General features: G+C 57.0%; 12 protein-coding genes and 1 pseudogene. 4 read left to right on the forward strand and 9 right to left on the reverse strand.

Features of this window, described 5'->3' with window-relative positions; genetic code table 11:
* Positions 1-3 precede the first annotated feature (3 nt).
* Together AC1Q5O_RS18105 and AC1Q5O_RS18110 are read left to right on the forward strand one after the other, a co-directional pair.
* Complete coding sequence (locus tag AC1Q5O_RS18105) at positions 4-672, forward strand: FkbM family methyltransferase (protein ID WP_492564862.1); 669 nt, start codon at positions 4-6, stop codon at positions 670-672.
* Positions 673-904: 232 nt separating this feature from the next.
* Positions 905-2572, forward strand: a complete 1668-nt coding sequence (locus AC1Q5O_RS18110; protein ID WP_492564864.1) for a glycoside hydrolase family 140 protein — start codon at positions 905-907, stop codon at positions 2570-2572.
* A gap of 165 nt (positions 2573-2737) precedes the next feature.
* Here AC1Q5O_RS18110 and AC1Q5O_RS18115 read toward each other — a convergent pair.
* A pseudogene (locus AC1Q5O_RS18115) lies at positions 2738-2927 on the reverse strand (NADP-dependent oxidoreductase); the annotation flags it as partial.
* Between AC1Q5O_RS18115 and AC1Q5O_RS18120 the strand changes: the two are divergent.
* Entirely contained in the window at positions 2868-3089 is a 222-nt protein-coding gene (locus tag AC1Q5O_RS18120; protein ID WP_492565316.1) for a hypothetical protein, read from the forward strand. The pseudogene AC1Q5O_RS18115 and the gene AC1Q5O_RS18120 overlap by 60 nt on opposite strands.
* A 49-nt stretch (positions 3090-3138) precedes the next feature.
* On the opposite strand, the gene AC1Q5O_RS18125 is transcribed toward AC1Q5O_RS18120, so the two are convergent.
* The 4 genes from AC1Q5O_RS18125 to AC1Q5O_RS18140 all read right to left on the reverse strand — a co-directional run bounded on the left by AC1Q5O_RS18125 (position 3139) and on the right by AC1Q5O_RS18140 (position 7758).
* Entirely contained in the window at positions 3139-3909 is a 771-nt protein-coding gene (locus tag AC1Q5O_RS18125) for a pyrroline-5-carboxylate reductase (protein ID WP_492564866.1), read from the reverse strand.
* 271 nt (positions 3910-4180) lie between these two features.
* Complete coding sequence (locus AC1Q5O_RS18130; protein ID WP_492564867.1) at positions 4181-5479, reverse strand: MFS transporter; 1299 nt, start codon at positions 5477-5479, stop codon at positions 4181-4183.
* Between the two features lie 42 nt (positions 5480-5521).
* On the reverse strand, positions 5522-6457 hold the full coding sequence (locus tag AC1Q5O_RS18135) for a dihydrodipicolinate synthase family protein (RefSeq protein WP_492564869.1): 936 nt from the start codon (positions 6455-6457) through the stop codon (positions 5522-5524).
* Entirely contained in the window at positions 6454-7758 is a 1305-nt protein-coding gene (locus tag AC1Q5O_RS18140; RefSeq protein WP_492564870.1) for an MFS transporter, read from the reverse strand. Before AC1Q5O_RS18140 ends, AC1Q5O_RS18135 begins: the two co-directional genes overlap by 4 nt.
* A 152-nt stretch (positions 7759-7910) precedes the next feature.
* On the opposite strand from AC1Q5O_RS18140, the gene AC1Q5O_RS18145 reads away from it, so the two are divergent.
* A complete protein-coding gene (locus AC1Q5O_RS18145) occupies positions 7911-8597 on the forward strand; it encodes a FadR/GntR family transcriptional regulator (RefSeq protein WP_492564872.1) in 687 nt (228 codons plus the stop codon).
* Between the two features lie 13 nt (positions 8598-8610).
* Here the strand turns inward: AC1Q5O_RS18145 and AC1Q5O_RS18150 are convergent, their stop codons facing one another.
* Genes AC1Q5O_RS18150 through araH form a run of 4 tightly spaced genes read right to left on the reverse strand, consistent with a single transcriptional unit; the run spans position 8611 to position 12988 of the window.
* Positions 8611-10323: an IlvD/Edd family dehydratase gene (locus AC1Q5O_RS18150; protein ID WP_492564874.1), complete on the reverse strand. Its 1713-nt coding sequence runs from the start codon at positions 10321-10323 to the stop codon at positions 8611-8613.
* A 19-nt stretch (positions 10324-10342) separates the two neighbouring features.
* On the reverse strand, positions 10343-11125 hold the full coding sequence (locus AC1Q5O_RS18155; RefSeq protein WP_492564876.1) for an SDR family oxidoreductase: 783 nt from the start codon (positions 11123-11125) through the stop codon (positions 10343-10345).
* A complete protein-coding gene (locus AC1Q5O_RS18160) occupies positions 11122-12036 on the reverse strand; it encodes an aldose 1-epimerase (protein WP_492564877.1) in 915 nt (304 codons plus the stop codon). The genes AC1Q5O_RS18155 and AC1Q5O_RS18160 overlap by 4 nt, the downstream gene beginning before the upstream one ends.
* Position 12037: 1 nt before the next feature.
* On the reverse strand, positions 12038-12988 hold the full coding sequence (gene araH, locus AC1Q5O_RS18165) for an L-arabinose ABC transporter permease AraH (protein ID WP_346305398.1): 951 nt from the start codon (positions 12986-12988) through the stop codon (positions 12038-12040).

The following is a 12988-nucleotide window of genomic DNA, read 5'->3' on the forward strand; positions in this document are numbered from 1 at the left end:
CGGATGTCGTTCCGCGTGCGGTCGTTGGGGTCCCGCCCCGTATCCGTGCGCCCGGGCACGAGCGACCTCGTCGTGCTTTATGAGACATTCGGTGCCTCTTACGACATGCCACCAAAAATCCTTTCGCCGGAAACGACAACACGCATCTGGGATCTTGGTGCCAATATCGGCCTGACCGTGGCCCGCTATGCTGCGGCATTTCCAAGAGCCAGGATCAGCGCGGTGGAGTTGGATGCAGCCAATGCCGATCTCGCCCGCAACAATGTCATCGCCTTCGCTCCGCGCTGCGAAGTCATCACCGGAGCCGTGTGGATCGAGGACGGTACGATCCAGTATGTCATTGATGAGGGCATGGAACACGGAGCGCACGTGACTGGCGGCACTGCGGGCTCTCGGACACGGACGTCGCCGGCTTGGTCGCTCAACACCCTTCTCAAGGATGACCCGCGCGTCGACTTTATCAAGATGGATATCGAAGGCGCGGAAGCCTTGGTCCTCAGGCAGAATACCGAATGGGCGGGCAAGGTCGCTTGCCTCAAGGTCGAATGCCACACACCCTATACGGTTACGCAAGCTGCTGCCGACCTCGAAGCGCTCGGTTATGATGTCGTGCAGGACTCGAAGCACTGGGCGTCAGTGCTCGCGTTCAGGCCGGACCTGCTTGCCAAATAGCGCGACCGATAAGAGCGTACAAATGCCGCAGCAGAGCTCGAATTCGCGTATAGCCTCACACTCAAATTGATCGTTGAGGCTATGCGCCGATTGTTCAATACGCGCTTGATCACGCTATCCTGCAAAGACATAAACAAGCGATCAGTTACTGCAGAGGTACCAATCTTTGGGAACGCGTTTCATTGGTGCTACTATGCGCAGGGGCCAAAGTTTTTGAATCGGGATTTGGCTTATGGCCTTATATTTCGAAAAGTCGAACCAGCTTTGCAGGCCGTCGCATCATCGCATTTCCGGTGGCACGCATACCTATGCCAGGGGTGAGGTTCAGCATCCAATACTGTCACCTGGTCATGCCTGGGATGCCGATGGCAATGAATACGAACGCAGAAGGGGAAATCACGCTGTCGAACGAGGCCAAGCGGATCAACCGGCACTTGAGATAACCGTGTGTCAGCCCGCGCACGGCTTGGCAATTGTCTGGTTGAGCGCTCTTCGGAAACGGTTTTCCGTTGCTTCAGCATACGAGCTGCTCCAATCCGCGATCTCGAATTGGCGGCCAACGGCTGATCTCAGCAGGAAATACATTTACCGGCTGCTTCTGTTATTCGTGTCTCTGTACCCATTTGCCGCCAATGCGCAGCATACAATATTTCCGCTGCGCATTTCCGAAAATCACCGCTATCTGGAAGATGCAACAGGCCGGCCTTTTCTCATTACGGGTGACTCCGCATGGTCATTGATCGGCGATCTTTCGCGCGAAGATGCCGACAAATATCTCGCGGACCGCCAACGCCGCGGCTTCAATACGCTTATTATCGGGTTAATCGAGCATAGGTTCAGCCGCAACGCGCCGCGCAACTTTTACAAACGCGCCCCTTTCGAAGAAAATGCTGCCTTCTCCAAGCCGAATGATGCCTATTTCGATGACGCCGACTGGATCCTGCAGCAAGCCCGCGACCGGGGCTTCCTGGTACTGCTAACTCCAGCCTATATGGGGGTGAATGGCGGCGCCGAGGGTTGGTACCAAGAAATGCAAGCAGCGGGGCCTGACGTGCTCAAGTCCTATGGACGTTATCTTGGCGAACGCTACAAGAAATATAACAACGTTATCTGGGTACAGGGCGGCGACTTCGATCCGCCAGACAGGACTCTGGCAAACGCCCTTGCCGAAGGAATTGCCGAGACGGATCCTGACGCGTTCCAGACTATTCATGCAAGGCTGGATACGGATGTCGCATTGAATTGGAAAGCAGCCTCTTGGCTAAACCTCGATACTATCTACACCTATGGAGACGTGGCAGCGAAATCCCTTCTCCGCTACATCACAGGACCGGTCACCCCATTCTTTTTAATTGAAAGCATTTACGAAGAAGAACACAACGCTACCGAGCAGAACATTCGAGCAAATGCCTATGGTGCGATCCTGTCAGGCGCGTGCGGCCAGATCTTCGGCAATAATCCCATATGGCATTTTGGTGGCCCTGGTGTTTTTGAGCAGCCGAAGACTTGGCAGGAATCCCTGGCAAGCCGCGGCACACAGAGCATGACGCATCTCAAAGCGTTCTTCGACAAAATTGCATGGTGGACACTTGGACCTGAGCAAGGGAAACTATTGGTCGCCCCGAACCCGCTCCTTCCCGGAGAGGCGATCGGCAGCCTGTCGGTGGACGGCACCCTTGCCGTCATCTACCTGTCCGACCGGAGAAGTGTTGCCCTCAACATGGCTTCACTCTCGCCGTCAGCGCAACAAGCGCACTGGTTTGACCCTTCCTCCGGCAAATTCAGCGAAGCAGTACCGAAGAATACTGACAAGGCCGGCATCACAGAATTTCAAATACCTCAAGAACGAAATTCAGCGGGTTTCTCTGATTGGCTGCTCATGGTGACCAATCGCAACTGATAGCGCCAGCTTTAGAGCTGCGTTCACCGCGGAACCCTAGTTTGATCCATCATGATCGGCGTTGGTGCAGCACTCAAAGACCGGCGCCGAAGGCCACTGGACTTGCCTATCCGCAAAGTCGTGTGGAGCCCGGTAGAGAGCGCATAAGCTGACTTGTCAGTTCGCCGACAGCGGATAAGTGCTATCCAGGACGACGCGGATCGTTCCGCCGTCAAGCAAGGGTGCGACTTCCGCTAACTGGGCTCCTTTCGAACGGACCTGGGCCGCCGAGAGCATCGAGGACAAGATCAATGTCATGCGCAACGCCTTCGGGAGGCGTTTTGGTGTAATCGATAAATTCGTCTGCCCTGATGTCAATGGTGCTGAAAAAGCGAACCATGGAGTAGACTTCATCTCCGACCGCGAAGCCCTGAACATCATCAGCGACGACATGTCGGTACCGGCTCAATACTCCCCAATGGCGCCGTTTGAATCTTCCCAGTTCGACCTGCCACCGTGGTACATCATCTTGCGGTGATTCCTGCGCGCTGCAACGCCACTTTGCTGTGGCAGTTGTTCGGCACACTTTATCGCTGCTCTATGCGTTTGAGTACGGATTCAAGAGCCAGCGTCAGAGCCTTTGTGCCGCCATTCTCGGTAAACTCCGTGAAGACCTGCTCATTCAGACCGCCCTTTGTCGAAAAATCGGACGCCATCGCCTCGAACGATCGCTCCTCCGATGCGCCCGTTGCGTGGGACAGGCCGCCAAACAGCTGCCTCAAATAGGTGCTCGCTTGGTCATAGGACATTCCTTCCGCTTCAAGCCAGCGGGCGCTTGTTTCCAACAGGCCGAAATATGTACCCATCAACGCACTCGCCGCGCCAAAAAGATCGTACTGCTTGAGATCTTTTGCCTGGACTGCGGTTCCCAACGACGAAAACAGATCAGCTATCTGGTCATGAGGTGGATATATGGCTGTGGCGCCCTGTAGATCAGCCACGAAAGGAAGAGGAATTGCCCGGGTAATCGTGACGGGCGCGTCAATCCACCTGGCAAGCGCTTCGATTTGGATAGCGGCAATAAAGCTCACCACATGTTGATCGTCGCGAAATCTGAGTTCCCCGATCACTTCCTCGGCAATTTGCGGTCTTACCGCAAGAAACACGATGTCGGTGCTGTCAACCACATCCTGGTTGTCTTTTCCGACGCGCACGATCGGAAACATCTCATCCAGTCGGGAAGCGACGCTTGAACTGCGAGGCGAGACAACAAGGGTTTCGACATCGGATCTTGATTTCATTAGGCCAGTCACGACCGCCTCAGTTATCGCGCCGGATCCGATGAATCCCAGTCTCATGAGCTTCCCTCTCATTCGCATTGCGTTATCGCGTCCACAGTGGTCAATCAAATGAAACCCGCTATGGCGAACATTGACAGACTAATGGTCTCTCGGAGGTGGGTCCAGCCACATCCATCCGCGACAACAGCACATTGCCCCCAAGCAAAGCAGGAACTGTTGGTTTGTCAGTGCTGCGGCTGCCTGAATTTAATGTGTTGACGCTGTCGACTGAACCGATCTCCAATCTTCATTGACCAACCGGGTGGGCCAACCAGGGTCCGAACCCGCTTCATGAAATTTTCCCGCTTTCTTGAGGCTGCTCTTCACCCCGAGAAATCAGCCGCTCGACGATGAATACAAGGCATCCCGCCACCGTCAAACATGCCGCGAGAAATAACATCGGTGCAATCGTGCTGCCCGTCGCATCCTTTATCCACGGCACGACGTTTTGAGCAATGAACCCGCCCAGATTGCCGACCGAGTTGATCGCGGCCAACCCCGCTGCCGCGCCGGCGCCTCTGAGAAACCGCGAGGGCATGCTCCAGAACACGGGTTGCCCGGCGAATATTCCGCCGGCGGCAAGGCAAAGAAACGCAAACTGCAGCGTCTGATTGGAAATCACGGCAGATAAGACCAGGCAGATCGCGCCAAAAAAGGCTGGTACGACGATGTAAGGCGTCTGCCAGCGTGCCCGCGCCGCCATATGCGGCACGACATAAAGCGCCACAGACACCACCACCCAGGGAATGATGTTCAAAAAGCCGTTGGCAACATTGCCGATGCCGAAGCTTTTCAGAACGGTTGGCAACCAATAGCTCAAACCATAGGCCGAGAGCGGAAAGCCGATGAAACATACCGACATGAGCAGAACACGCGGGTCAAGGAGCGCCTTGAATGCATGGCCGCCTTCCGTCCCGAGATTTGAATTCTCGTCATCGATGCGCTTTTTCAGCCAATCCTTTTCCGCTGCCGTCAGGAATGTTGCCTTTTCCGGCCGGTCGTCCAGATAGAACCACGTCACGATCCCGGCAATCACAGCGGGAACGCCGGTCACAAGGAATACCCATTCCCAGCCTTTGAGGCCAAGAAGGCCATCCATGGCCAACAACGATCCGCCCAGCGGCGCTCCGATCGCATTGGCAACGGCGCTGAATATCATGAAGAGACCGACCATTGCGCCGCGATAACGCGCTGGATACCACAGCGTCATGAGATAAAGTACGCCCGGGAAAAAGCCGGCCTCACACACACCCAGCAGAAAACGAAGGACGTAAAACATGCCGGCGCTCTGCGTGAATGCCAGCGCTATGGTCACCAGGCCCCACGAGACGAGAATTCGGGCGAACCATCGGCTCGCACCGAATTTTTCCAGAAACAGGTTGCTTGGGACTTCAAAGATGAAATAGCCGATAAAAAACAGCGATGCTCCAAGCCCATAGGCGTACTCGCTCATGCCGAGCGCATCGACCATCTGCAGTTTGGCAAAGCTGACATTCTGCCGATCGATATAGGCAATCAGATAGAGGATGCCGAGGAATGGCATCAAGCGCCACGATATCTTGCTTATCAGCTGTTTTTCTACGACCATGATATTCTCCAAGAGGCATTGTGAGTGAAGCTGCCGAATCCATCAGGCCGGCTGTTGCTGGGCGTCTGTTACTGGTGTTTGTCCGAACCGGCCGAGGCGCCGGGCGTGAAGCTGCACCAGCCGCTCACCGAAGGCGGTCGGGCGCATCGCCGGGGCTCGGTCGAAAACCTCGATCCCAGCCCGTGCGGCGAAGAGGCGTTTGCCGTAACACATCAGATGTTCGATTCCCTGCATGACAAACGCCACGGCGGGCAGTATCTGCGCATAGGTATCTTCCGCCGATGCCAGATTGCCGGACCTGTAATCCTTATAGGCCCGTACGGCATAATCGATGATGTCCGGCGCAAGGATATAGCCGGCGCAGCCTCCATTGAGCCCATCGATCAGTTCAAGTCCGCCGCGGCCATTGAACACCGGAACGCTGCTGCCTATCGCCTGAATGAGTGTTTCGACATCCACAGCCGATGCCTCGGCTTTCAGCAGGCGGATATTGGGGTGACGGGTGGTAAGAGCCGTCATATCCGCTGCCCCGAGACCGCGGCCCAGAAATGCCGGCGCATTCTGTATGGCGACGGGCAATGACGTGGTGTCGGCCACCCTTCCGAAAAAGGAGATGTATTCCTGCGCATTGAAGCTTCCGGCAATGGGCGGCTGGAGGATAACCCAGTTCGCCTCTACCCGTTCGGCATGGCGCACCTGCGCGATCTGTTCGGCAACAGATGTGCCGAAGATCGTAAAGGCCAACGGCAGGCGTCCGGCATTGTCCTCGGCCAGCCAATCCATGACCGTCCGCCTCTCATGTTCGGTCAATTTGGCGACTTCCGTCGCCAACCCAAGCGCAGCGATACCCTGCACGCCGGTCGAAATGGCAATATCGGTCTGCTTGCGCATGGCTTGGCGATCGAGTTTTTCGTCCCGGTTGAAGAAGGCATACAAAATGGCGTGGATGCCGGAAAAATCATTGGATGTAGCGTTCAAAATTGTTTCCCCAGAATAGGCAATTGCAGATTGGAACGAGCGCGGCGTGCAAGGGCAATGCCCAATATCCCGCCGATGACAAGCGCAGCAGCAACAAGGCCCAAGGCTACATTATAGTTGCCTGTTGCCTGCCGGATGCTGCCGATAACCGGTGGCAGTGCAAGACCGGCGACATTCGCAAGGGCGTTGATCAACGCGATGGAGACAGCAGCGGCAACGCCGGATACATATTCTGTGGTGACAGCCCAGAATATCGGAATGACCGCCCAGTTCAGTCCAACGGAAAGAACGAGCAAGGCGTAGCGGACATAGATATCACCGGAAAAGACTGCCGCGATGATCGCAACGCCTGATGCGACAAGAGGAAGGCCGAGATGCAGAGCTCTTTCGCCAGTCGCATCGGAATGCCGGCCATTGAGAAACATGAAAATGCAGGCTGCAACAAATGGCACTGCTGAAAGCAGGCTGACGATCAGATTGTTGCTGCCCGACAGATCTTTGACGATCAAAGGCATGAAAAGTGTCAACCCGATTGTGCCGAAGGCCTGCAGCAGCCAGAACACCGCCAGCAACCAGATGTGCATATCAGCAAACGCTGCAACCCAGGAGGTCTTGTGCGATACAAGCGCCGCCTGTTCGCTCTGGATCGCCTGTTCCAGACCGCTCTGCTGCTCCGGCGTCAGCCAGCGTGCATCGGCGGGCCGGTCCGGCAGGAACCTGAGGACCAGGAAACCCAACAGGATGGCCGGTACGCCTTCGATGAGGAAAACCCACCGCCAGCCCGAAACGCCCAGTACACCGTGGGCATTCAACAGCAATCCTGAAAGAGGCAAGCCGATAACGGAAGCAAGAGCAGCGCCGATATAGAAGAACGACATGGCATGGGCGCGATCCCTCGATGGATACCATCTGGCAAGATAGTAGATGATTCCCGGTGTAAATCCGGCCTCCGCTGCGCCCAGCAGAAGACGCATGCCGTAAAGCTGGTAAGCGCTCGTTACCAGCGCCATGCCTGCGGCGATGATTCCCCATGTCACCATGATGCGGGCGATCCACCGGCGCGCGCCAAATCGCGTCAGCGCGATATTGCTGGGAATTTCGAAGACGATGTAGGTGGCAAAGAACAGGCCAGCCGCAATCCCGTACATGCGCTCTGTGAGTTGCAATTCCGCGTTCATCCCCAATGCCGCTACGGAGATGTTCGACCGGTCGATATAGGCGACCAGATAAAGCAGCATCACAAAGGGCAAAATGCGTCGGTTGACGCGCCTGATCGCGTCGGACGTGTTGTAAGCAGTCATTTATTCCTCCCCAGAGCCGCTCTCCCAAGCGGCCTATCAAACATCATACGTTTAACATATGATGTTTGATAGGCAAGAAACTTTTTTGGAGTTCCATCCCGATTGTGTATGGGTGATGAAGCGCGCAACAATTGGTCGATGAGGTAAAAGCCATGAGAATCCGGAAGCCGAACCGAACCCGGATTGTAGTGGCAGCGCTCGGGGCCCGCATCGCAAGCGGCGAGTTTGCGCCCGGGGCACTCCTGCCCTCGGAAACGGTGCTTGAGCAAGAATACGAGGTCAGCCGTACCGTCATTCGCGAAGCCACCAAGATCCTGTCGGCCAAAGGCCTTGTGACCGTGCGCCAGCGGCATGGAACCCATGTCAACCCGCGTGAGCAGTGGATGTGGATGGATGGCGAGCTCATCAGCTGGCTGGCAAACGGCAAGGCCGCCAAGAGCGATCTTCTGGCATTCGCCGAGGCACGGCAGATCATCGAGCCCGGCGCTGCAGCTCTTGCCGCTCTGCGGGCAACGCAGAAACAGCGCATGGAGATCGTCGCAGCCTATGAACGGATGAAGACAGGCCACGCCTCACCGCAGGAGGCCATACTCGCCGACAAGCAGTTCCATCTTGCCATTCTGGACGCAACGCACAACCCTGTTTTGCAGAGCCTGCGCCAGACGATCGAGTCCATTCTGGATGCCATTTTTCCCCACACCGTTGGCACATTCACCCACAACCTCGACAATCATGGCGAGGTTGCCGATGCGATAGCGCGCGGCGATCCCGAAGCCGCACGCGCCAATATGGAGAAGGTCCTGCAGCATACCACGGGGTTTCTACAGTCCGTCGGTTGAAGCAAGCGCAGCTTTAATGGCTCTCGCGCGGTATCCCGGCACCGCGGCACCCCACCAGAAAATCAAGGTCAGCCCCGCGGTCAGCCTGCAGAACACGCTCTGTATAAAGATGCTGGTACCCGCCTTCCATTGCCGGGACAGGAGCCCGCCAGGACTGACGGCGCAATTCCAGCTCAGCGTCAGACACATCCAGATGAAGTTTTCGCGCTTCGACGTCGAGTTCGATGACGTCGCCGTTGCGCACCAGGGCCAGCGGACCGCCGACAGCCGCTTCCGGTGCGACGTGGAGGACAACCGTCCCGAATGCCGTCCCTGACATACGGGCATCGGAGATACGCACCATGTCGCGCACGCCCTTCTGCAGCAGCTTCTGCGGCAGAGCCATATTGCCGACCTCGGCCATTCCGGGATACCCTTTGGGACCGCAATTCTTCAGCACCATGATACAGGTTTCGTCAATATCCAGCGCCGGATCGTCAATGACGGCCTTGTAGTGGTCGATGTCTTCAAAAACCACGGCACGCCCGCGATGGCGCATGAGTTCAGGCGATGCAGCGGAGGGCTTTATGATCGCGCCCGAGGGCGCAAGATTGCCGCGCAACACAGCTATACCGCCTTGCGCCGTCAAAGCTTTTTCCGTCGGACGGATAACTTCCGGATCGAAATTCTCCGCCTGCGCAATGTTTTCGCCCACGGTTTTGCCGGTGACGGTCATTGCATCAAGCTCGATCAGGGCAGCTATCTCTTTCATGACGGCCGGAAGACCGCCTGCATAGCAGAAATCCTCCATCAGGAAACGCCCCGATGGCATGAGATCAAGGATCGTGGGAATGTCACGCCCGAACCTGTCCCAATCGTCGAGTGACAATTCGCAGCCGATCCGTCCGGCAATGGCCAGCAGATGAACGACGGCATTGGTCGAGCCCCCGATAGCCCCGTTTATCCGGATGGCATTGGCAAAGGCCTCGCGCTTCAGGATCGCCGAAAGCCGCAGATCTTCATGCACCATCTCAACGATGCGGCGCCCGGTCATGCGGGCAAGGCGTGCGCGATGCGCATCGACCGCCGGATAGGCGGCATTTCCCGGCAGGGCAATTCCCAATGCCTCAACCATCGATGCCATTGTCGACGCGGTGCCCATGGTCATGCAATGGCCTGGCGACCGGGACATCGCACTTTCAGCATTGGCAAACTCCTGTTCGCTCATGACGCCGGCCCGGACATCCTCCGAGAACTTCCACACATCCGTTCCCGAACCGATCTGCTTTCCCTTGAAGCGGCCGTTCAGCATGGGGCCGCCCGATATCACGATGGACGGCAGGTCGCAGGATGCCGCACCCATGACGAGGGATGGCGTGGTCTTGTCGCAGCCTGCCATGAGGACCACGCCGTCCATGGGATTGCCCCGGATCGATTCCTCGACGTCCATCGACGCCAGATTGCGAAACAGCATCGCCGTTGGCCGCAGATTGGATTCGCCGCAGGAGAAGACGGGAAATTCCAGCGGCAACCCGCCCGCCTCCAGCACGCCCGCCTTGATGTGTTCGACGAGACCGCGGAAATGCGCATTGCACGGCGTGAATTCAGAAAATGTATTGCAGATGCCGATCACCGGACGGCCATCAAAGGCATCATCCGGCAGCCCGCCATTTTTCATCCAGCTGCGATGGATGAATGCATCCTTGCCGTTGCCGCCAAACCAATGCTGGGATCGTCTCTTCGTCATGATAAATGCTCTGTCTTTGCTAATTGTTCGGGTGTTGCTGCTGGCTGAGACCGCCGTCCACGACAAGGCAGGCGGCGTTCATGAACGGGCACTCATCGGAAATCATGAACACAGCCGCTTGCGCGATCTCCTGCGGGGAGGCGATGCGCCCGCCCGGATGAAGGGCGAGTGTCTTGGCGCGCGCCGCCGCCGGGTCTTCAAAGCTGTTCCAGTAGTCGAGCACCTTCTGCGTTTCCACATAGCCGGGTGCCAGCGCGTTCACCCGTACCCCTTTGCCCGCATATTCGAGTGCAAGAGATTTGGTCAGGCCGAGCAGGGCATGTTTGGCGACCGGATAGGGAAAAGTCTGCGGTATGATCGTAAAGCTGTGTGTCGAGGCGATGTTGAGGATGACGCCGCCGCCCTGCTCCAGCATCGATGGCAGCACAGCCTTGCTGCAGTTCCACGCGCCTTTGACATTGACATCAAAGTTGCGGTTCCACTGCTCTTCCGTGGTTTCGAGAGGGGTGGAGAACACATTGATGCCGGCATTGTTGATCAGCGCGTTGATCGCGCCGATTTCCGATGCAGCCTGATTGACGGCGGCAAGAACAGCCGCAGCATCGCTGATATCAGCTATGGCAAATCCAACGGAAATTGACCTTGCCCGCAATTCATCCACCGCGCTTTCCAGCAATGCACGGTCCCGATCGACGAGAAAAAGCCGGGCACCTTCCGCCAGGCACGCCTCGCTGATTGCCAGACCAATCCCCTGCGCGGCGCCTGTGATGACTATCCTTTTCCCGGCAAGTCGGTTCGTCATGGCACTTCACTCCCATCAAGAATTGTCAGTGATAGTCTGCCGCTTATTTCCTCCCCCGGAGCCAGCAGTGCGAGCCCCATGGGATCGGCTTCGACAGAGGCCAGCGCATTCGGCGTATGGCTCATCGGTTCGAAGCAGAAGAAACTGCGGTCAGTGTCTGGCGCAAAGAGCATGAACCGCGCGAAGACTTCCGTGGCTTCCACGCTGAGAGACAGATTGTGCTCCGGCCATGCAATGGTGGCCTTGCCGCCCCAACCCTCGAATGCATTGTTGATCCAGCGATCCGGTAGCGGTGTCGAACGGGCAAAAACCATATCCTCAGGCGGCGCTTCAAGGGTATGCGGAAGATGCGATGGCGCCTCCGTCCACCAACGGACTGCCGATGCCTTCAAGGTCGTTGTGGGCGTTCGCGGAAAAAAGGGATGAAATCCAACACCGAACGGCAGTGTCTCGTCGCCGCTATTGGTTATGGAAAGCTGCATGTCGAGCGTGGTGCCCGTGAGCCGGATTGTTTGCATTGCCCTGTAAGCATAAGGGGAATTTTCATCCGCCTCCCTGCTGAATTCCATTGTCACCGCTTCAACCGATGCCTCCAGCACATTCCAGTCGCCAAGCCAACCGTCGCCATGGAGATAAAGGCTTTCCTGCGTATTCGGAACGAATGATCGACGCTTGCCGCCAAAGTGGAAACCGTTGCCGGCGACCCGGTTGCCGATTGGAGCAAGCGGAAAACATGCTGCCCGTTGCACCGTGAATTCCTGTTCCGTCCCGGTGTAGGGGCGCAGAAAGAAACGGCCATCCGACGTCTTGCCATCCACCACCGCACCGCCCTTTGAGGCGACGCGGACAGCCATATGCGCATTGTGCAGGACCAGAAAATCCGCTGGAACTGACTGTTTCCCGGATGGCATTTTATCGCCTGATGAATGCGCTGGACCGCAGATTGTCGAGCATCACCGCCAGGAGCAGGATAAGGCCGCGCACGATATACTGATAGAAGGCGGGAATGTTCATGAGGTTCATGACGTTCTCCGCAATGCCCATGATCATCACGCCCACAATGACACCCGCCATCGTGGCTCGTCCGCCCGCAAGCGATACGCCGCCGAGAACACAGGCGGATATGACTGAAAGTTCAAGGCCGACGGCCGCATTCGGTTGACCTGATGTAATACGGGACGCGAGCAGTATCCCCGCCACCGCACAGACCACACCTTGCAAGGCAAAAATCCAGATTCTGGTCTTGTCGACATTGACGCCGGCAAGGCGCGACGCCTCCGGATTGCCGCCAATGGCCAAGGTATTCTTGCCGAAGACCGTGCGGTTCAAGACAAAGCCAAAGACCACGAAGAGGCCAGCAAGTATCCAGACCGGAGTCGGGATGCCGAACAATTTCGAGAGCGCCAACTGATAGAAACCCGGATCATTGATGCCTATGGCGCGCCCATCCGACGATATCAGGGCAAGGCCACGCACAATCTGCATGGTCGCCAGTGTGGTGATGAGCGCGTTGATCCTGAACTTTGCAATGACGAAGCCGTTGACGAACCCAACGAACGCACCGCACAGAAGTGCTGCACCGATCCCGACCAGTATTGATCCGGTGGTGTTCGACGCCATGACAGCCACCATCCCGGTGAAAGCGGCCGTCGAGCCGACCGACAGATCGAAGTCCCGCGCTGCGAGACAAAACATCATGGTGCAGGCGACAATCCCCACCGTAACCACCGACTGCAGCAGGCCAAGCATATTGCGTTCGGTCAGGAAATTGGGAACCAGCAATGCAACGATTGTGAAGGCCACGATGAAAATCAGGACGATGCCCTGGTCCCCCAGCAAAATCTTCTTCAACTGATTGGTCAT

The sequence above is a fragment of the Phyllobacterium sp. MT110 genome (genome assembly GCF_058792715.1).

Coding starts and splice junctions, on each gene's coding strand:
- AC1Q5O_RS18105 (WP_492564862.1), top strand. CDS start 4: ATGTCGTTCCGCGTGCGGTCGTTGGGGTCCCGCCCCGTATCCGTGCGC.
- AC1Q5O_RS18110 (WP_492564864.1), top strand. CDS start 905: ATGGCCTTATATTTCGAAAAGTCGAACCAGCTTTGCAGGCCGTCGCAT.
- AC1Q5O_RS18120 (WP_492565316.1), top strand. CDS start 2,868: ATGCGCAACGCCTTCGGGAGGCGTTTTGGTGTAATCGATAAATTCGTC.
- AC1Q5O_RS18125 (WP_492564866.1), bottom strand. CDS start 3,909: ATGAGACTGGGATTCATCGGATCCGGCGCGATAACTGAGGCGGTCGTG.
- AC1Q5O_RS18130 (WP_492564867.1), bottom strand. CDS start 5,479: ATGGTCGTAGAAAAACAGCTGATAAGCAAGATATCGTGGCGCTTGATG.
- AC1Q5O_RS18140 (WP_492564870.1), bottom strand. CDS start 7,758: ATGACTGCTTACAACACGTCCGACGCGATCAGGCGCGTCAACCGACGC.
- AC1Q5O_RS18145 (WP_492564872.1), top strand. CDS start 7,911: ATGAGAATCCGGAAGCCGAACCGAACCCGGATTGTAGTGGCAGCGCTC.
- AC1Q5O_RS18150 (WP_492564874.1), bottom strand. CDS start 10,323: ATGACGAAGAGACGATCCCAGCATTGGTTTGGCGGCAACGGCAAGGAT.
- AC1Q5O_RS18155 (WP_492564876.1), bottom strand. CDS start 11,125: ATGACGAACCGACTTGCCGGGAAAAGGATAGTCATCACAGGCGCCGCG.
- AC1Q5O_RS18160 (WP_492564877.1), bottom strand. CDS start 12,036: ATGCCATCCGGGAAACAGTCAGTTCCAGCGGATTTTCTGGTCCTGCAC.
- araH (WP_346305398.1), bottom strand. CDS start 12,988: ATGACCAATCAGTTGAAGAAGATTTTGCTGGGGGACCAGGGCATCGTC.